Source organism: Phormidesmis sp. 146-12, from assembly GCF_052939495.1.
In genome coordinates, this window is the sequence record NZ_JBJPHS010000026.1 from 1 (window position 1) to 19,011 (window position 19,011).

Consider the following 19,011-nt stretch of genomic DNA (forward strand, 5'->3'; position numbering starts at 1 on the left):
GGGGCTGAAGCCGATTGAAACGAAGCGAGTCACTCTCATCGAACTGACGTTAAACAACCCAGTAAAAGAACTTCATCGAACTGGCGTTTGGGTAAGTGAACCGATGATTTTTCTCTCTACTTCTAAAGGACATCTTTCTTGCAAATCTTCACATTTATTCCCAAACTTCTTGTAAACTGACCTCAAAGACTCCACAGGCGAGGCAGTAGTTTAATTCCTGAATCTCTAGAAGTCATCACATTTTGATAATACGGTTGACTGAATCGACACTTTCGGTCAACCTGAAACTCAGATTGTGATTCTATCCTCAGTTAGCGCTGTACAAAGTGAAACCGCTCACGTTGACATCTCTGAATCTACTGAGGCGCAAGCGGTAACTTTGGTGTGATGAGGCACTCAACGTGACAAAGGATGGCTCAAAACGCAAAGGGATATCCAGAGACGACTCCCAAGCAACCAGGCCGGAAGCCATGACTGACGGAACAAACGAACAAAATCGACGGCCCGGTTCACGGACTCGTCGCCGCAAGAGTCGGAGATTGGGCAAGCTGCTCGAAACCCTTAAACTGGGGGGGCTACAGGCTCGATTCAGCAAAACGGGACAGCAGGTTCAAAAATTTGAGCAAAAACTGCCGCCGCCGCTCAAAAATCCGATCGTGCGGAAGCGATTTCTATTAGTTGGGCTACTGGTGGGTGGGTTTGGGCTGTTTCGGCTGGCCGCCTGGGAGATCGATCGCAGCCTTCCCAATCCCGCTGATTTAGCCTCGTTTGCTCGTCCGGGAACGCTGACCATTAGAGCCTCTGATGGGACTGTTTTGCACGAATTGGGGCCGGCCACTCGCCAAAAAACCCAGATCGATCAGATGCCCAAACAGGTGGTAAATGCCTTTGTCGCCTCTGAGGATCGCCGTTTTTATGAGCATAAGGGCGTAGACTACCAGGCGATCGTTCGGGCGATGGTGCGAAATTTCACGTCAGGCGGGCTGGTCGAAGGCGGTAGCACCATTACTCAGCAGGTGGCGCGAGTCGTCTTCTTAAATCAAGATCGCAGTCTTGGGCGCAAAGTCAAAGAAGCGCTGTTAGCCCAAAAATTAGAGCGAGAAGTTGATAAAAAAAAGCTGCTCGAAAAGTATTTGAATGTCGTTTACCTCGGCTCAAATGCTTATGGGGTGGCGGATGCAGCCTGGATTTATTTCAGCAAGCCGCTGAGTCAGTTGACCCTTTCAGAAGCAGCGACGATCGCCGGATTGCCCCCTGCCCCTAGCCTTTATTCTCCATTGGTTAGTCTAAACAAGGCGCGAGAACGGCGTAACGTTGTCTTGGATAAGATGCTCGAAGCGGGCTATGTGACCCCCTTGGAAGTAGAAAAGGCGAAGGCTGAAACGCTGACAGTCAAACCGAGCGAACCTAAAAAAATCCAGAGTGACTCGCCGTACTTTACCTACTACGTGCAGCAGCAGTTGCCCAAATTGGTTAAGAAGGAAGCCCTGGCCGCAGGCGGCATTACCGTCGAGACAACGCTCAGTCCTAAGTTTCAAAAGGCCGCCGACAAAGCGATCAAAAACGCGATTGAGGTGGATGGGGCTGGGCAAAACTTTAAGCAGGCGGCCCTGGTGGCGATCGACCCCCGCACAGGTGAAATCAGGGCAATGGTTGGCGGCTACGATTTTTACAAAGAAAGTCAGTTTAACCGGGCGACTCAGGCTCAACGGCAACCGGGATCAACCTTTAAGCCCTTTGTCTATGCGGCCGCGATCGGAGCGGGCTTTTCGCCCTATCGGTCTTACCTGGATGAGCGATTTTCGGTAGACGGCTATCAGCCCAAAAACTACAGCAACAAATTTCGTGGCTGGATGAGTATGCGAGATGCGCTCACCAACTCGGTAAATGTGATTGCGGTGAAAGTCTTGATCGATGTCGGGTTTGAGCCTGCAATCAAGCTGGCAAAGGGGATGGGCATTCGCTCTAAGCTGGAGCCAACCTATTCTCTGGCGTTGGGGGCCTATGAGGTCAATCTGCTGGAGTTGGTTAGCGCCTACGGAACTCTGGCTGCTCAAGGCAATGCGATCGAGCCACATGGCATTCGGCGCATCCTCAACAGCAAGGGTCAAGTGTTGTATGACGCAAATTACAAGCCAAAGCGCGTCCTGGATGCAGAAACGTCAGCAATTTCGACTTGGATGTTGAGAAATGTAGTTAACGAGGGAACCGGACGGGCTGCCAGTCTCGATCGCCCCGTCGCCGGAAAAACAGGCACCTCTGAGAAAGCACGCGATCTCTGGTTTATTGGCTTTATTCCGCAAGTGGTGACTGGAGTCTGGCTGGGCAACGATGACAACTCACCCACATGGGGATCGAGCGGTACGGCTGCTTATGCGTGGCACGAGTTTATGAAAGAGGCGATTAGCGGAATGCCTGTGCAAAAGTTCGCTGAAATTCCTAGTAATCTGGACGATCGCAAGGGGTCGATCAAAGCACAGCCAGTCAAACCGCAGCGATCGCTCTCGTTGGGCAATTCGCCTGATCCCGAAGAGTCTCGAAGTGGGCGCAGCTATGAAGAGCCGCCAGCCGAGCGCCCTTATTCTGAACCGCCTCGTAGTGAATCTTCTGATCCGACTCCGGCTCCTCCTCCCCCTGAGCCAGAAGCCGCCCCGCCTCCCGAATCGTCTGCCCCGCCGCCTGAGCCTGCTCCCCAAGAAGCTCCACCGCCTGAACCGGCCCCACCTGCTGCTGATCCGCTGCCTCCCCCCAATTAAGCGGTGTAAAACTAAAATGATTGCTTCCTTCGATCGATTGGCTTAATCTGGGGATCGTACCTGTGAGAGATGTCGTTGTCCACTCGCTCTTGTAATCTGACCCTAGTAAAGTTTAAGAGGAATTTTGCAAATGGATATCTTAGCTGTTTTGAATGATGCGACTAGCGCAACTGGCATGAATTTTCCGGTGTCGTTTACGGCGGTTTATGTGGTTGGTTTTATTGCGGCGGTGTCGATCGGGTCGCTTGCTTGGTACAACTCAAAGCGTCCGGTTGGCTGGGAAGACAAAGAGCGTCCTGATGTAGTGCCCGAAGTCAAAAAAGAAGAAACGCCTGGTCTATAAATATTTGAGTGATATTGATTTGAGTGATATTGAACTGTAGAGAGGCTTGCGTCTGGCTGATCTCTACAGTTTGCTCATTCCTCGTTGGTAGAGTTTGCGAATTTCGGTCAAAACTTTGTCAAAAATGGATTCAGAATCGCTGCTAGAGTCCAGCAGTTGGAGTCTCGCAAGTAGTTTGGCTTCTTCGGTGGCGATCGTTCCGTCGCGATAAATGAGTGCGCTGATAGCTTCGATCAGATTTTGGCAGGTTTCAGAAGAAGGACGCTCGCCCAAATATTCTCTCACCCACTCATAGCACTCGTCTGGCTTGACCGCCCGAAATTCATACAGCAGAGGTTGAATTTCTAGGTCGTCTGCGACTCCTTTTTCGGTGGCGATTTGCTGCAAATACTGACGCTCTTCGGGCTGAATTTTGCCATCTAACCAGGCCGTTCCGATCAAGATTTTGACCAGAGTTTTGACGTTTTGCTGAGGATTCATAGATTGAGATGAGGAATGAAGGGCTGGAAAAATTGCTGCGAAACACAGACCAACCGACTCTCTAATTCTTTTCATCCTACCCACCCCTTTTACAAAATAATTCACGTTTATTCACTTTCTACCCCTCCTCGCCAAGCGGAGCAAAGTTATCCCTCATCCCTCATCCCTCATCCCTTCGTCAGCCTGACCATAAAAAAGCCATCCATATTATGGTGATGAGGTAGCACTTTGGCCCAGCCTTCAGACGTGAAAAATGGGGCAAGTGTGGGAGTAGATTCAGGTCGATCGACCCTCCACTCCGGATGCTGAGTCAAGAAATTTTGGATGATTTGCTCATTTTCGGCGGGGTGTAAAGTGCAGGTTGCGTACACCAAACTGCCGTTGGGTTTGACCCAGGTGGCGGCGTGATTGAGAATCGCTTGCTGAAGTTGGGCGAGTTCTAAAACCGAGTCGGGGGTTTGTCGCCAACGGGCATCGGCGTGACGATTTAAAGTACCCAGTCCCGAACAGGGCGCATCGATTAGAACGCGATCGCACCTCCCCACAAATTGAGGTAACGCTCGACTGTCACCTGTGCAAATCTGAATCGACTGTAAGCCCAAGCGATCGGCGTTTTCTCTCAGTTTTTTGAGGCGAGACGGGGTTTTGTCAACGGCCCAAACGGTGCCACGATCGCTCATCAGTTCTGCGAGGTGCATGGTTTTGCCGCCGGGGGCCGCACAGGCATCGGCGATCGTTTCCTCTGGCTGGGGGTCGAGAAGGTAACTTACCAGTTGGGCGCTGCTGTCTTGGACGATCCAATCGCCAGTTTGAAAGCCGGGAAGTTTTTGGATGGAGCCTGGATTTTGAAGCTGGAGCGCTTGGGGCAGATGGGGGACTCGCTGAGTTTGAATGCCTGCCGTTTGGAGTGCGGATTCGACCGTTTCTAGGGTGGTTTTTAGGGTGTTGATTCTCAAGACGATTTGGGGCGATCGATTCATCCAGTCACACAGGGCTTCGGTCGCTTCTAGTCCAAACTGATCAAACCAGACTTGTACAATCCAATCGGGAAAGCTGTGCAAAATTCCCAATCGTTCTATAGGATTGTTGGGCAGTTGAAGCGGGTCAGCGGTTTCACTGGCTCTCAGGTATTGTCTCAAGAGTCCATTCACAAATCCGGTCAGTCCGGGGAAGCCATTTTGTTTGGCCAAATCTACCGTGGTGTTGACCGCGGCCGAAGCGGGAATTTGATTGAGATAGCGCAGTTGGTAAAATCCTAGATGCAAGATCACGCGCAGATCGGGCGGCTGGTGAATGGCTTTCTTTTTGGCAAACTGGTCGATCAGAGCATCCAATGATCGCTGACGACGCACCGACCCGTAGACCAATTCTGTCACCAGACGACGATCGAGATCGGGTAGCCCATTTTGACGCAACCCCTGATCGAGCGCAACATCGGCAAACGCACCCTGATAGATTGATCGCAGCGCAAAAAATGCCAACTGACGAGAATTTTGAGGAACTTTGGACAACGGGCTAACCTTTTATTGTGGAGTGATTCGTCTGAGCGAACCGTTTTTAGTCTATCGTTCTACGTCTGTGGTCTTGGGGCAAATCTTATGTCTTCTTCTAAAGCGCTCGTTATTTTGTCTGGCGGTCAGGACTCTACGACGTGTGCCGCGATCGCGCTTCAGCAGTTTCAAGAAGTCCACGCCGTGACGTTTGATTATCAGCAGCGTCATTTGATTGAATTGGAAAGCGCGATCGCCGTTGCCAAAGCGTTGAATCTCAAGCATGATGTGAGCGCGATCGGTTCGATTCTCAACAGCACAAGTCCGCTAGTCAGTGATGCGTCGCTGGACGAGTATGCGTCTGTAGAGGAACTGCCCACAGGCGTTGAATCGACCTTCATTCCAGGACGTAATATTCTATTTTTGACGCTGGCTGCTAATCGGGCTGTTTGTTTAGGAATTCGAGACATTTTTATTGGGGTGTGTGAAACTGACTTTGCGGGCTATTGGGACTGCCGTCAAAGTTTTGTGAATGCAATGGCGATCGCGCTCGGTGAAGGCTTCTACGGTCAACCCCATGCTTTTGAAATTCACACGCCGTTAATGAATTTGACCAAGGCAGACTCAGTGCAGTTGGCGCGGGAGGTGTTGGGCGATCGTTTTGAGGAAGTGATGTCGCTGACTCACACCTGTTACGCCGGGGTCAAAGGTGGCTGTGGAAAGTGTCACGCCTGTTTGTTGCGCGATCGAGGCTTTCGAGAGGCGGGAATTGACGACCCAATTTGGCAGTGGCGGTGACGTGAAGCGATCCCTTTGCGGGTAACTCAAAGCGACCCCTTGCGGGTAACTCAAAGCGACTCCTTGCGGGTAACTCGAAGCGACCCCTTGCGGGTAACTCAAAGAGATCGGGCTATTTGCTACGGTTGTTGAATCGGGCAGCCCCCTAAATCCCCCACGAGTGAGGGACTTTGAACGAAGAATAGTATCTAATAGTCCCCCAGATTGGGGGGTTGGGGGGCAGAAGCGCTGAAGACCGAAGCGAAAAACTCCCATCGAATTCACGTTAATTTGCGGCGCTGTCGGGTGAGAATGCTCATCACTTCGCCAAACGAGGGCGCAGGCAGCAAAGGACTCCAGTCCGTAGCATTCGCAAATCGTCGAACGTGGAGGTTTTGAATCGTCTCCATTACCCCGTCTGAGGAACCGATAATTAACACCCGCAGGATTTCAAACTCATCAGAATGAGGAATGGCAACGTCAGGTAAAAGATCCTGAAGCGGAATGCGAAGCGAAGTAATTGTGAAACGAGGAATGGTATCGGGAAGGAAACGACGTTGAATCAATTCTAAGAATGCATAGGCGAAATCGCACAGCCAAAAACCAGCGTTCAATAAGCGCTCTGCCATGTGGGTACTCCAATTTTAAGTTTCCGAAGAAACCCAAAAAACTAGCCGCCCCGACGATCGTGACAAGTCAGAGCGGCCAAAGGAGTGATAAAATTCTCCATTAGCCCTCCGGACTGCCTGTACAGTCTCGTGGGTTAGCTGCCCTCTGTTGCGCTAACAACTTTGGGTGGCGACAGACTAGATTTTTTGGGCGACCAGACCGCTTTCCTGTGACGAAAAGATGTCCTTGATTTGAGAGAATATCTGGAAATTTGATCCGCGTCAAGTAAATCTTTTTATTCGATCGAGTTCTCATCAGAAGATGAACGAGCGTATTCTTCTAAACTCGCCTGCATCATTCGGGGATAGACGAGTATAAAAAAGCCCATCCACGTCACCATCGGAATCGCAACCAGCACCGTCAGCCAAATGAGTTTGAATAGCAGCCAACTGGCCGCGATCGCCGTTACGCCTGTAAGCCCGATCGACCACGGCTGACACCACCAGGGCTTATAGTTCCAAACGCTCATTAGGCTCTCCATTAGTTTCTAGACGCTGAGAGGATCGTAGCAGTGCGGTCACTGGACTTACACTTCGCGTTGGTCATAATCCAAAATAATTTGTCTAAGATCATCCGCAGCAATATTGACTTGTTCAGATTTAGTGTAAATGGTTAATAAAATAATGGTTGTTGCAGTTTTAACGTAGTAGAGAAGACGATAGCCGCCGCTTTTGCCTTTTTGAATGTTGCTATTTTTGATTCGTAGTTTGAAGACTTCATACCCTATGTCAGGAACTCGATCGCCGGGGAGTTCTCCAAGTTCAAGCTGTTCGATAATCGGCTCAATGTCACGACGAATATCGCGATATTTTTTTGCAAGTGTGCGTAGGTTGCGATTGAAGACTGGGGATGCTTCGACTTGAATAATCAGAGGCTCAGTCATCGTCGATACTGTCCCAAATCTGAGCAACGGGAATGGTTTGTCCGGTCATCGCTTGGTGCCACGATTGGCGAAAATCTTCTAGGATGGCTTCTTTGGTCTGCTCGGTTTCGTCGCTATCTGGTTCTTCCAGGATGAGAACGATGACTTCAACGCGGCTATTTTTACTGGCAGTTAAGGGATGATCTAACAAAAGTTGACCTTGTTCGTTAATGCTTCCGGTGGCTTTGACGGCTTTCATGGTTTTCCTGAAATGTCTCTAGTTGTAGGTCGAGTGCTTTGAGTTGCTGGTTTATCCAGTCGATCGTAGCTAATGAATTAGAGTTATTTACCCTCTACGATCGCGTCTCTGCCTCGGTCAACTCATACAATTCATAAACTAACTGATCAATTTGGCGATCGGTGACTTTGATTGCTGCTCGATCGTCTTTTTGTCTAAAGCCATTTTTGCGTCTGCTAATCGTTTGTGCAGAGACATTTGCTTTAGGAGCTTTTGAAAGGGATGCTAAGGAAAGTATCGGTAGATCTCTTTGCGATGTAAAACTCTTACGAAGGTGATAATGTCTTCATCAGCAGTTAGTCCAATTCTGTAATCTCCAATCCTAATGCGGTAGTGATTGTCTTCGCCCTTGAGTTTTTTGAGGTTACTCACGTCTTGCAAGGTCTCAGCACTTTCAACGCATTCGATCTGCGCTTTGATTTTCGTAAGCAATGTTTCGTCTCGCAGTTTGCCTAAATCTTTCTCAAAGCTTTTTCTAAAGAATACTTCCACAACTACGATCCCAGAACTTTGAAAATCGCTTCTCTGCTAACTAACTCTGTAGTTTCGCCTTCTACGATCGCCTGCTGTAGCCCAATATCTTCTAGTGCTTCGGCAAGCAGTTCAGAAAATTCCTCTCTGTTCTCTTGAAGAACTTCTACGATCGCTGCTTTCAAAATTTCCTTGAGTTGGTTTTGATCTAGGCTCAGCTCAGGCATACTCTCTCCTTCCGTTTTAAGCGTCGAGTTTGATCTCGATCGTACCAAATGGCTGCTATTTATTTGCAGTTCTCCAAAAGAGTCGCTTTCTCTAACCCTGTTTTGGAAAGTTTTCTCACGTCTGGCATCTGTTGAATTATTTTCATGGTTTCGACGCTGACGGTGCAAACTCGATCGAGCAAATCAATCACTTGTTCTTTGTAGTCAGCAAAACGGTAAGTGTTGAATTTAGCAGCGATCGTTGAATCTTTAGGCTTTTTCTCTTTGTATTGATCAAGAATCCATTCCAAAGCGGAACGGTTGCCGAGTTTATAGTCCCAAGCGATCGCGGGGATGCCTTCTAAGCGGGTGATGTCGTCGAGAATAATTACACCGTTTACTTTATCCGCTTTGAGTTTTGCTTTGGGTGTCTTTGCTTCCTCATTTTTCTCGTCTTTCCGAACCAATTCAAATGCTTCAACGGTTTCATATCCGATGTGCAGTTCCATCAATTGCTCTCCCCAAGTGACCCATTGGGCGAAGTTGTCGTAGAAGGGCAGGCCAGGGAAGTCGCGTTTGAGGTTGAGTTCGTATTTGGTGCGGTAGGCGGGATGGTGAAGGACTGAGTAGGTGTAGTGAAAGATGTTTTGCTTGATGATTTTGGGATCGTTGTAGTGGGTTTGAAATTGGGTTAAGCCCCAGTCGGTAATGTTGTCAATGCGAGTTCCATCTTTGTTATAGCGGTAGAGAGGAAGGCATTGAGAACCCCCATTAGTCAAAACATCAGGAATATCTTCAATTCCAAGACAAAATTTATCACCGTCAACGCCAGATTTTATCCAGATTGCTTGATTATCACTTCTTGAAATAGGGAAGATGATTGGCAACTGATAAATCATTCCATTGAAATGTTTATCGAAATAGAGATATTTCTTGGTGAAAGGTCTATAGAGACTGATCCGAATTTTATCTATTTCAAAAGTCTTAGAAATTCTGCGAACTAGATACTTCTCCAGTTCTCTATCCCACTTGATATCGAATTTTCTAATTGTAGAATCCTCAAGTTTATCTTGATAAATTGCTACAAAATATTTCATTTGTTCAGCTAAACTCTCTTTCGAGAAGCTGTAAACCCATTCATCTCTCTGGGTCTTAATACCAGACGAAAAAAGTTCAAAAATTGCTTGATCAAATTTTCCAGCTTTTACCTCTTTGTCAAGCAATGGTAGAAGACTATCAAAGTCATTATCAGTTAAGTTAATCCAATTTCCTTTTTGGTCTGGCTGAATGTGCTGAAAGGGGATATCAGCAAATTTTGTATCTGCAAACCATTTGAGCTTTTCTTCTCTAGTTTGCTCATCTCGCATTGAGAAGTAGAAAATTTGAGCTTTTCTCATGCCCAAAACCGTTGAATTGGATATGAATCTAGCTGTTTATCTTGACTGATGATAATCAGAGAGTTTGTGATTGACTGGGCGACTAACATGCGATCGAACGGATCGCGGTGATAGAGTGGCAAAGTAAGATATTGCTCTGTGTCTGCAAACGAGAGTGGCAAAAGTTGAATTTCAAGCTGGTTGAGTAGCTGCGGCAATTCATGAAATGAATATTTTATCTCCAGCTTTCCTAAACCAAGCTTGATCGCAATCTCCCAAAAGTTGATGATGCTGGCAAAAACTGTATCAGCGTTTTCAATTCTCTCCTTTACTGCTGATGGTAGCTTAGGATTATCGTCAAAAAACCAGATTAAGGTGTGTGTGTCTAGCAGCATTATTTTTATACACAAGTCTTTCACATATAGTCTTTGAAGTCTTCAAGCGGCTCGTCAAAGTCATCTGACATCCAAATCTTACCCTTCAAAATTCCGGCTTGACGCTTCTTTTTTGGTGTCTCTGCTTCGAGCTTTTCTGACCCATACTTCTTAACCAAAAACTCAGTGTAGTGAAGAACTTCCTGCTTTAACGATTCAGGCAGCTTCTCAAGATTCTCTAGAATGGAAGTCTCTAACATTATTTGTCCTCCTTTGTTGATTTTTTAACTAGAAACATTACCGCTACACCTGTCTGAATACCAAAAACATTGTGCTTCGTTCCAGAAATTTTAGGATTGCTGCGAACATCCGATCGCGTGTCAGCAATATAAACATAATCAAACTCTTTTTCAAGATGCTTCCGAAATCCATCAAACGTTTTAGAGTCAATAAACGAACGGTTTGTAACAAATGCAGCAATCCCGTTTTTGCCCAAACGATCGGCTGCCCAACGGTAGAAACGAGTGTACATATCATACACACCGATCTGGTTTTGAGCAGTGCCTTGTTTAATGTAAGTTTCTCTAATGCGATCGTCGATCGCTTTATAAAAACGGTTTGCGTTTCTTTGATTAAAATTTTCTTGCCAAGCATTATAAGGAGGGTTGCCAATCACTACAAAAATCTCTTGATCGTTCTGACGTTTAATTCGCTCCGTGTTCTCAATGCTCATCGCAAACAAATCACCCTGCTTCCCTTCAAAACTGGTGTGATCTAACGTATCGACAAAGCAAATATTTTGAAACTCCTCATATTCACCCATCTTTTGCTGATAAGTAAACTCAATATTTAAGTTGGCAATGTAGTAAGGCAAAATGCCCACCTCATTACAAAAGATTTCATGCTGATATTTATGCTTAAGTTTGTCGTGCGGCAAATATTCGATCAACTCTGTGATGTAAGTGCCCGTGCCCGTTGCTGGGTCAAGCACCTTCACCCCCGGATCAGCCAGCAGCTTATTAAAATGCTTGTGCAGCAAATAATCGACACTCTCGATCATAAATCGCACAATCTCATTCGGCGTATACACAATCCCCAAGCGATCGGCAGCCTTCGGGTTATACGCCTTATAAAAATTCTCATACACCACCTTCAAAAACTTCTGTTTCTCATGATGGTTGGCAATACTTGCAGCCTTTTGTTTAATCACCGTGTAATAGCGATCGATAGAACTCAGCGTGTTCTTCCGCGTCGCTTTGGTGAAAAATGTATCAATAATCTTATTCAATTCTCGTGCAACATTATTATCGCGATGGAACTGCGACTCACTAAACACCGTGAGAAAGATATCTTCCGTCAAAATGTGTTGAATAATCATCTCCTGCACATCCAATAAGGCGATTGCAGGATTGATCGAATCTTGGCACATCTGCCAAAACTGATCGCGGCTTTGCTGATAGTTAACGTTTGTCTGATCCTGCTGCTGAAGGAGCGATCGCAGCGTCTCAACAATCGTCGGCAGATCACCCTTAAAGCTCTCGATCGCCTCCCGAAAACTCTTCACCTCTGGGCGCACGTAGTTGATAAAGGCATTGAGGAGACGATCGAGCGCGTCGGCATCTTTCATTAACACCCGCGATACTTCTTGACCCGCCTGAATCAGCACCGCCGTCTGAGAATCTTCAAACAAAATATTGTCATTGGGGTAGCCTTTGGCAAACTTCTTGGCAATCTCTCGATCCAAGTCGTCATCCTCATCTTTACTTTCCCAAAATCCCCAATCCAACCGCAGCGCATCCTTGACGGTGCCATCTGGACGCACCATCTTGCCATTCTTCGCTGGATACTCCAACTGACCGATCAAAACAAAGTCTCGCGTCTTGCAATACTCATTCAGCAGATTGAAAAACGCCCCACTAATTGCGCCCTCATTGCGAGAACCACCGTATTGAATAATTTTTTGAACGTCTGCGTGATACTGCGTGATCAAGAGTCTAGACATGATTTCGGGCAACGAGGTCAAGTGAACAGAAGCGGCTATAGTCTCAATTGTATTCAAGGTAGCAAAACGATCGAGAGACTGACTCAATCTCTGACCACCGCCGCTTGAAACAGTGTTTATCGTTTCTAAAGCATAATGATTCTCGTCCAGACGTGCGCCTTTCAGCTTCAGACCTGCAACCGTTATGTGCAAAACTCGGTCATTCAAGCTTTTTACTTCATAATTTGACCTCAGAACTCAATTAGCCGGGTTCAAACCTCAAGAATTTGACCTTAGAACTCAACCAGCCGGGTTCAAACCTCAACAATTTGACCTCAGAACTCAATTAACCATGTTGAGAACTCAAGAATTTGACCTCAGAACTCAATGAGCCGAGTTTCAACCTCAAAAAAAGGAGCTACGAACTCAAAAAGCCGAGTTATTTACTCCAACTTTCAAGCTTGTAGCTCCAAGATTAGGTTTCAGAAACTAAACGATCGGGCTAATCTCTACGCAGTCGGCTGATCACTCTTCGGTTGGCGAGGTTTGCGGTGAAATCGTTGTCCTAATTCCCCCAAAACTCCCTCTAGCCCAGCGCCTTGACCACTCGCCTTCGCATAACCATACACCTGCAACGCGGCCGCATACGCCTCACTTCCCGCCGCCATCGTCGTATCATCCACCAACGTCTGTAGCTGACTTAGCGCCACCACAATGGGATACATCGCTTCAAACAATTCCACATCGCGCCGCATTTCATCTAAATCAAACGCACGAGGCAAAAAGTCCGGGTTCTGCGTCGCCAACTCCAGCGCCTTGATTACAAACGCCCGACTCTTATCGCCCATCTTGGGCAACCCCTGACGCTGCTCCGCCGTCAAACCCACCAAAAACGGCAGCTTTGATTTGATCGTCGCGATCGCTTCCATCACCGCTTCTCTATCTGCCTTCGTCAACGTTGTACTGATTCTATTCATCGTCGTCAAAATTTTTAGGAGTCAATGCCTATAGAGTGCCCAAACTGCCTTAGAGGATGTTTGAAAAGTATCGTTTATCGCATTCACCCGCCCCTCGACTGAAAGTCAGGGCTAACCGAATTAAGTCCACTGAAGGGACTAAAAGCCAATCCACATACACTCTTCAGTCCCTTTAGTGGACTTCGCACAGGTTAGCCCTGACTTTCAGTCCAGGGCAGGACAGCAACGAAGCAAAGCAGCTTCTTATACTTTTCAAACGCCCTCTTAGATTTGTCGTGTGATTCCAGAATCCGTCCCAGGTCTGATGTCCAAAGTCTAGAGTCTAATGTCCAACCTCCAATCTCCTGACCGCTTTTGTCATTTCGACTGACGTTAAACTTGAGAGACTCCACACTTCTCAACAACAGGCTAATAACGGGCATGAAGCGCATTGTTTTGATTGCGGGCTTTGAGTCATTTAACGCTGACCTCTATCGGCAGGCGGCCCAGGTTGCTCAGGTACGGTGCCCAGCCTTGGATATTTTGGTGTTTAGCGATCGCGATCTCGCCGCCAATCCCACTCAAGTCGAAGCGGCCCTGCAAACGGCTGACGTGTTTTTTGGAAGTTTGTTGTTTGACTACGATCAAGTGATGTGGCTCAGAGAACGGGTGAAGCGCATTCCCATTCGTCTCGTCTTTGAGTCAGCGTTGGAGTTGATGAGTTTGACGCAGTTGGGCAAATTCGCCATTGGAGACAAGCCCAAAGGAATGCCGAAGCCCGTCAAATTCATTCTCGACAAATTCAGTAATGGGCGCGAAGAAGACAAGTTAGCGGGCTACATTAGTTTTCTCAAAGTCGGCCCCAAGCTGCTGAAGTTTGTCCCAGGGCAAAAAGTCCAGGATTTGCGAAACTGGCTAATTGTTTACGGCTACTGGAATGCAGGCGGCTCCGACAACGTGGCAGCCCTATTTTGGACGCTGGCCGAAAAGTACCTCGGTCTAGAAATTGGCGAAATTGCAGCCCCGATCGAAACCCCCAACATCGGACTCCTCCACCCCGACTACGCAGGCTACTTCGAGTCTCCCCAACAGTACTTGGACTGGTACGCCACCAAACAAACCCCCTCCTCCCTCCTCCCTCCTCCCTCCTCCCTCTCTTCATCCCTTCCCACGATCGCCCTTCTCCTCTATCGCAAACACGTCATCACCAAACAGCCTTACATTCCGCAACTCATTCGTCAGTTTGAGCAGGCTGGTTTGATTCCGTTGCCGATTTTTATCAACGGCGTTGAGGGACATGTCGCCGTCCGCGATTGGATGACGACCCCTTATGAGCAAGCGCAACGCCAGAAAGGAATTCGAGAAACGCCCTCGTTGTCGGCTGAGGCGGTGACTGTGGATGCGATCGTTTCCACCATTGGATTCCCGCTAGTCGGCGGCCCCGCTGGCTCAATGGAAGCAGGTCGTCAGATCGAAGTTGCCAAACGGATTCTCAGCGCCAAAAACGTGCCCTATATGGTTGCCGCACCGCTGTTGATTCAAGACATCCACTCCTGGACACAGCAGGGAATCGGCGGATTGCAAAGCGTTGTACTGTACGCATTACCAGAGCTGGATGGGGCGATCGACACGATTCCCTTGGGCGGCTTGGTCGGAGAAAAGATTTACCTGATTCCCAATCGCGTCAAACGGCTCACAGGCAGGCTCAAACAGTGGATTCAACTACATCAAACTGCAACGAGCGATCGCAAACTCGCCATTATTCTCTACGACTTTCCACCGGGCTATGGTGCGACGGGAACGGCTGCTTTATTGAACGTGCCGCGATCGCTACTCAACTTGCTCAAAGCACTCAAAGAACAAGGCTACACCGTCGGCGACCTGCCCGAAGATGGCGAAGATCTGATTCGTCAAGTCAAAGCAGCCGACACAGACATTCACCCTGATCAAACCTCAATTTCCACACGCAAGCTCGAAAAATGGCTCGGCTATCTGCTCACATCACGAGTCGAAAAACAGTGGAAATCGCTTTCAGGAAGCGGCATCAAGACATTGGGCGACGATCTGGTTTGGGGCGGAGTGCAACTGGGTAACGTGTGGATTGGCGTACAGCCCCCCTTGGGAATTTCGGGCGATCCGATGCGGCTGATGTTTGAGCGAGATTTGACCCCTCATCCGCAATATGCTGCTTTTTATCAGTGGTTGCAAAAAGACTTGCAGGCGAATGCGCTGATTCACTTTGGAATGCACGGCACGGTCGAATGGCTGCCGGGTTCTCCGTTGGGCAACACGGGCTATTCGTGGTCTGACATTCTCTTGGGCGATTTGCCAAATCTCTACATTTATGCGGCAAACAATCCTTCAGAATCGATTCTCGCCAAACGTCGCGGCTATGGCGTGCTGATTTCTCACAACGTGCCGCCCTATGGTCGATCGGGCTTATACAAAGAATTAATGTCTCTCAGAGAGTTGATCGCAGAATATCGAGAAGATCCCGAAAAGAATGACTTGTTGAGAAGTGCGATCGCCAAAAAAATCGCAGATACAGGACTGGATACCGACTGTCCCTTTGACGATGCAAAACGCCTGGGCATTGCCTTCACGCCAGAAACCATTGGACTCTTTAGCCGCGATGCTTTCAATCAGTATTTAGTCAAACTCTACGAATATCTGCAAATTCTCGAAAATCGGCTCTTCTCATCCGGCTTGCACACACTAGGCGAACCTCCCAACCCAGAAGCGTTAGAAACCTACCTCAACGCCTACTTTGATCAAGAGATTCTAAACAGCGATCAGCTTCTCGAAGCCGACAAAATTCGCAATCTGCTGGCTCAAAACACAGACGAATTGACGAATCTGCTGCGCGGTCTCAACGGTGAATACATTCCGCCTGCGCCGGGGGGTGATTTGCTGCGCGATGGAGCAGGTGTTTTGCCAACGGGACGCAACATCCACGCGCTTGACCCTTATCGGATGCCTTCTCCGGCTGCCTATGAGAGAGGACGAGCGATCGCTCAAAAAATCCTCACCCAACATTTGCAGGAACACGGCACCTATCCCGAAACCGTAGCCGTCATGCTCTGGGGCTTGGATGCCATCAAAACCAAAGGCGAATCGCTGGGAATTTTGCTCGAACTGGTGGGTGCAGTCCCCGTCAAAGAAGGTACAGGTCGAATTGTGCGCTATGAATTGCAGCCGCTCGAAATCGTCGGACATCCTCGTATCGATGTGCTGGCGAATCTCTCCGGCATTTTTCGCGATAGCTTCGTCAACATTATCGAACTGCTAGATGATCTATTTCAGCGATCGGCAGACGCAGACGAGCCAGAAGACCAAAACTTCATCCGTAAGCATGTTTTGAGTCTGCGATCGCAAGGGGTTGAGAACGCATCCGCAAGACTCTTCTCAAATCCAGCAGGCGACTATGGTTCGCTAGTCAACGATCAAGTGGTTGCTGGAAACTGGGAATCTGGAGACGAACTCGCGCAAACTTGGCAAGGTCGAAACGTCTTCAGCTATGGCAGAAAGGACAAAGGAGAAGCGCGATCGCAGGTCTTAGAAACGCTGTTGAAAACGACCGATCGGATCGTTCAAGAAATTGACTCTGTGGAATATGGCTTAACCGACATTCAAGAATACTACGCCAACACAGGCGGACTGAAACGCGCCGCAGAAAATCAGCAGGGTAAAAAGGTACAAGCCAGCTTTGTCGAAAGTTTCTCAAAAGACACCACACCGCGCAATTTAGAAGACCTGTTACGGCTAGAATACCGCACCAAATTACTCAACCCCAAATGGGCAGAATCGATGGCTACACAAGGATCAGGAGGTGCCTACGAAATCTCTCAGCGAATGACTGCGCTAATCGGATGGAGTGGCACCATAGACTTTAAAGACCAATGGGTTTATGACCAGTCTGCTGATACTTACGCGCTCGACTCAGACATGGCAAACAGACTCAAAGAATCAAACCCAGAAGCCTTTCGCAACATCGTCGGCAGACTTTTAGAAGCAAACGGCAGAGGATTTTGGCAACCCGATCCCGACAAACTGACAACGCTACGAGAACTCTACGAGACAGCAGACGAAGCGATCGAAGGAGTCACCCCAACCGCAACACTTTAAGTAATTCAAAATTACCGTAAACGCAAAAATCCCCGTGCATTGGAGCGATCGGAGATTCTGTCAATGTCAATTTAATGATTTTTTCGCTTCCTTGCTTGGAACTTCTGCCCCCCAACCCCCCATTCTGGGGGACTTTAAGAGAGGAAGCTTAGTTCAAAGTCCCTCACTCGTGGGGGATTTAGGGGGCTGAAGGGTTAAACACCGAAGCGAAAAAATAACCCAGCAAATTCATGGTTAATTACAGTTCGCGATCGCGCTCGATCTTTCTAGCAGGCGGCAACTCGTGATTCGCTTTGTGCGTTTCCTTGTCGGACTCTTTGATCAAATCTGTGGCCTGCTTGAGGAGATCTTTGAGCAATTTACGAACCTGACGTTCTCTTTTCGCTAACGCCGTTCCTGCTTCACCCAAACTTGATTCTAATTCGGCTGCCTTTTGATCCGCTTGACCTTTGAGAGACTCAGCTTGAGGACGCGCCTGTTCGTACCATTTTTTGGCATCGTCTAAATGCTCTTGAGCGCGATCGTAATAGCCTTCACTTCGAGCCGCAAGATTGGCTCTCAAAATGGCTGCTTGCGCTTGCAGTTGGGCGTACCGTTTCTTCAACAAAGCAACCTCCTCACTGTCGCGGATGGTAGCGATCGCTTGCTCAATTTGCTCCCGCACTTCAGCAGACATGTCTTTGCTTGCGTCCTTGAGTCCCGCGAGTCCTTCTTCGACTTCCTGTTCAAGTTCGCCTTCTTGCTCGTCTAATTGCGCTTGAAGCCGCTTAACTTCTGACTCAGTTTCAGAAATTTTTTGCTGACGCGCCCGACTGATGCCTTCGATCACGCCTTCCACCGAAGCGGTTACTTCTTCCTTAACATGTTCACCACTCTCTTGAATGCCAGATAGCGCAGAAGTAAACGCATCTTTGACAATCGATCGCAGTTCACTAGAGCCAATTTTGACTTCTGAAGTCACTTGAGAAACCGCAGATCTGACAATTTCACGAATGCGATCGGTACGCACTTGTCCCACTTCTTTAACTTGCTTCAAATCAGTTGAAATCTTTTCTTTGACAGGATTCGTCATGGTTTTCTCCTAATAGGAATACGTCTTACGATCGAGTATTTTTAAGCAATATCTGTCTTCAATTTCAATATGACGAAGTTTCTCACCTTTAACCTCTCTCTTTAGACGGGAAAAGCCAAAAAAACGGCCTCGATCACTCGATCAGAAGCCGTTAGGAGTTCAGATGATAGCTATCTCACAAAGGAAGCTGCACCCGATTTCTTTAATTAGAAGCTGAGATTAGAAGCTGAGACCAACACCCGCTTGCACGCTCAAAGCACCTGAATTGCTACCTTGGTAAGCGTTGATGCCATATTTCGCATCGCTGTAGACCACCACACCCTTAGCAACTTGAGACTCGACACCCGCCGTAATTACTGCCGCGTCTTTGTTGCCGATTTGAGAAGACTGATTTTCGTTTTGCACAAAAGAGTAGCCTGCACCGCCATAAACGTTGGTGTTTCTGCTCACAGGCAGGTCATAGGTCACAGTCGGAATCACAGCGCTGTTTTTGCCTGTATAGAGGACAGTCCCTCTCACAGAAACAGGCGCATTCGGAACTGCAAAACGACCTTGAATGTTTCCACCAAATACAGCCGCATCGTTAGTGCGTCCTCCATTGGTTACGCCTGCCGAAGCGCCAGCGCCCACATAGCTACGATCGAAGCGATCGGTTTGAGTGCCGATGGGTTGAGCCGAAGCGGAACCCGCACCTAAGAAAAGAGGAGCAACGGCTGCAATGGAAAGAGTCGAAAGAAGGGCAACGGACTTAAGAGAGAGTTTCATTTTCGTATCC

Annotated in this window: 19 protein-coding genes; 4 read left to right on the forward strand and 15 right to left on the reverse strand. The window is 48.1% G+C overall.

Annotation, left to right across the window (positions count from 1 at the left end; genetic code table 11):
• The first annotated feature begins 470 nt into the window (after positions 1-470).
• Positions 471-2,756: a transglycosylase domain-containing protein gene (locus ACKFKF_RS13020; RefSeq protein ID WP_446868096.1), complete on the forward strand. Its 2,286-nt coding sequence runs from the start codon at positions 471-473 to the stop codon at positions 2,754-2,756.
• 130 nt (positions 2,757-2,886) lie between these two features.
• Positions 2,887-3,099: a photosystem II assembly protein Psb35 gene (psb35, locus tag ACKFKF_RS13025; RefSeq protein WP_446859875.1), complete on the forward strand. Its 213-nt coding sequence runs from the start codon at positions 2,887-2,889 to the stop codon at positions 3,097-3,099.
• A 63-nt stretch (positions 3,100-3,162) separates the two neighbouring features.
• Here psb35 and ACKFKF_RS13030 read toward each other — a convergent pair whose 3' ends face one another.
• Both ACKFKF_RS13030 and ACKFKF_RS13035 read right to left on the reverse strand, forming a co-directional pair.
• Positions 3,163-3,579, reverse strand: a complete 417-nt coding sequence (locus ACKFKF_RS13030; RefSeq protein ID WP_446868097.1) for a tellurite resistance TerB family protein — start codon at positions 3,577-3,579, stop codon at positions 3,163-3,165.
• Positions 3,580-3,746: 167 nt separating this feature from the next.
• A complete protein-coding gene (locus tag ACKFKF_RS13035) occupies positions 3,747-5,090 on the reverse strand; it encodes a 16S rRNA (cytosine(967)-C(5))-methyltransferase (RefSeq protein ID WP_446868098.1) in 1,344 nt (447 codons plus the stop codon).
• A gap of 87 nt (positions 5,091-5,177) precedes the next feature.
• On the opposite strand from ACKFKF_RS13035, the gene queC reads away from it, so the two are divergent.
• Positions 5,178-5,867 (forward strand): 7-cyano-7-deazaguanine synthase QueC, encoded by a 690-nt coding sequence (gene queC, locus ACKFKF_RS13040; protein WP_446868099.1) that lies wholly within the window; start codon positions 5,178-5,180, stop codon positions 5,865-5,867.
• Positions 5,868-6,127: 260 nt separating this feature from the next.
• Here the strand turns inward: queC and ACKFKF_RS13045 are convergent, their stop codons facing one another.
• From ACKFKF_RS13045 to ACKFKF_RS13095, 11 genes are all read right to left on the reverse strand, one after another.
• Positions 6,128-6,475 carry a hypothetical protein gene (locus ACKFKF_RS13045; RefSeq protein WP_446868100.1) on the reverse strand — a complete coding sequence of 116 codons (348 nt, stop codon included), beginning with the start codon at positions 6,473-6,475 and terminating at the stop codon, positions 6,128-6,130.
• A gap of 275 nt (positions 6,476-6,750) precedes the next feature.
• Positions 6,751-6,984 (reverse strand): DUF6737 family protein, encoded by a 234-nt coding sequence (locus tag ACKFKF_RS13050; protein WP_446868101.1) that lies wholly within the window; start codon positions 6,982-6,984, stop codon positions 6,751-6,753.
• 57 nt (positions 6,985-7,041) lie between these two features.
• Positions 7,042-7,398, reverse strand: a complete 357-nt coding sequence (locus tag ACKFKF_RS13055; RefSeq protein ID WP_446868102.1) for a type II toxin-antitoxin system RelE/ParE family toxin — start codon at positions 7,396-7,398, stop codon at positions 7,042-7,044.
• The gene (locus ACKFKF_RS13060; protein ID WP_446859868.1) at positions 7,391-7,636 is read right to left on the reverse strand and encodes a type II toxin-antitoxin system RelN family antitoxin; all 246 of its coding nucleotides are present in this window, start codon (positions 7,634-7,636) and stop codon (positions 7,391-7,393) included. Before ACKFKF_RS13060 ends, ACKFKF_RS13055 begins: the two co-directional genes overlap by 8 nt.
• Positions 7,637-7,900: 264 nt before the next feature.
• The gene (locus tag ACKFKF_RS13065; RefSeq protein WP_446868103.1) at positions 7,901-8,167 is read right to left on the reverse strand and encodes a type II toxin-antitoxin system RelE family toxin; all 267 of its coding nucleotides are present in this window, start codon (positions 8,165-8,167) and stop codon (positions 7,901-7,903) included.
• Between the two features lie 2 nt (positions 8,168-8,169).
• Positions 8,170-8,373: a hypothetical protein gene (locus ACKFKF_RS13070; protein WP_446859866.1), complete on the reverse strand. Its 204-nt coding sequence runs from the start codon at positions 8,371-8,373 to the stop codon at positions 8,170-8,172.
• A gap of 59 nt (positions 8,374-8,432) precedes the next feature.
• A complete protein-coding gene (locus ACKFKF_RS13075; RefSeq protein WP_446868104.1) occupies positions 8,433-9,749 on the reverse strand; it encodes a type ISP restriction/modification enzyme in 1,317 nt (438 codons plus the stop codon).
• Positions 9,746-10,147 carry a type II toxin-antitoxin system VapC family toxin gene (locus ACKFKF_RS13080; protein ID WP_446868105.1) on the reverse strand — a complete coding sequence of 134 codons (402 nt, stop codon included), beginning with the start codon at positions 10,145-10,147 and terminating at the stop codon, positions 9,746-9,748. Before ACKFKF_RS13080 ends, ACKFKF_RS13075 begins: the two co-directional genes overlap by 4 nt.
• The gene (vapB, locus tag ACKFKF_RS13085; protein WP_446868106.1) at positions 10,144-10,362 is read right to left on the reverse strand and encodes a type II toxin-antitoxin system VapB family antitoxin; all 219 of its coding nucleotides are present in this window, start codon (positions 10,360-10,362) and stop codon (positions 10,144-10,146) included. The genes ACKFKF_RS13080 and vapB overlap by 4 nt, the downstream gene beginning before the upstream one ends.
• Positions 10,362-12,104 (reverse strand): N-6 DNA methylase, encoded by a 1,743-nt coding sequence (locus ACKFKF_RS13090; RefSeq protein ID WP_446868107.1) that lies wholly within the window; start codon positions 12,102-12,104, stop codon positions 10,362-10,364. The genes vapB and ACKFKF_RS13090 overlap by 1 nt, the downstream gene beginning before the upstream one ends.
• A gap of 488 nt (positions 12,105-12,592) precedes the next feature.
• A complete protein-coding gene (locus ACKFKF_RS13095; protein WP_446868108.1) occupies positions 12,593-13,060 on the reverse strand; it encodes a hypothetical protein in 468 nt (155 codons plus the stop codon).
• Positions 13,061-13,480: 420 nt separating this feature from the next.
• Here ACKFKF_RS13095 and bchH point away from each other — a divergent pair, with 420 nt between their 5' ends.
• Positions 13,481-17,164 (forward strand): magnesium chelatase subunit H, encoded by a 3,684-nt coding sequence (gene bchH, locus ACKFKF_RS13100; protein WP_446868109.1) that lies wholly within the window; start codon positions 13,481-13,483, stop codon positions 17,162-17,164.
• A 238-nt stretch (positions 17,165-17,402) separates the two neighbouring features.
• Here bchH and ACKFKF_RS13105 read toward each other — a convergent pair whose 3' ends face one another.
• Both ACKFKF_RS13105 and ACKFKF_RS13110 read right to left on the reverse strand, forming a co-directional pair.
• Positions 17,403-18,236, reverse strand: a complete 834-nt coding sequence (locus ACKFKF_RS13105; protein WP_446868110.1) for a histidine kinase — start codon at positions 18,234-18,236, stop codon at positions 17,403-17,405.
• 219 nt (positions 18,237-18,455) lie between these two features.
• Positions 18,456-19,001, reverse strand: coding sequence for a hypothetical protein (locus ACKFKF_RS13110; RefSeq protein WP_446868111.1), 546 nt, complete (start codon positions 18,999-19,001; stop codon positions 18,456-18,458).
• Between the last annotated feature and the right edge of the window lie 10 nt (positions 19,002-19,011).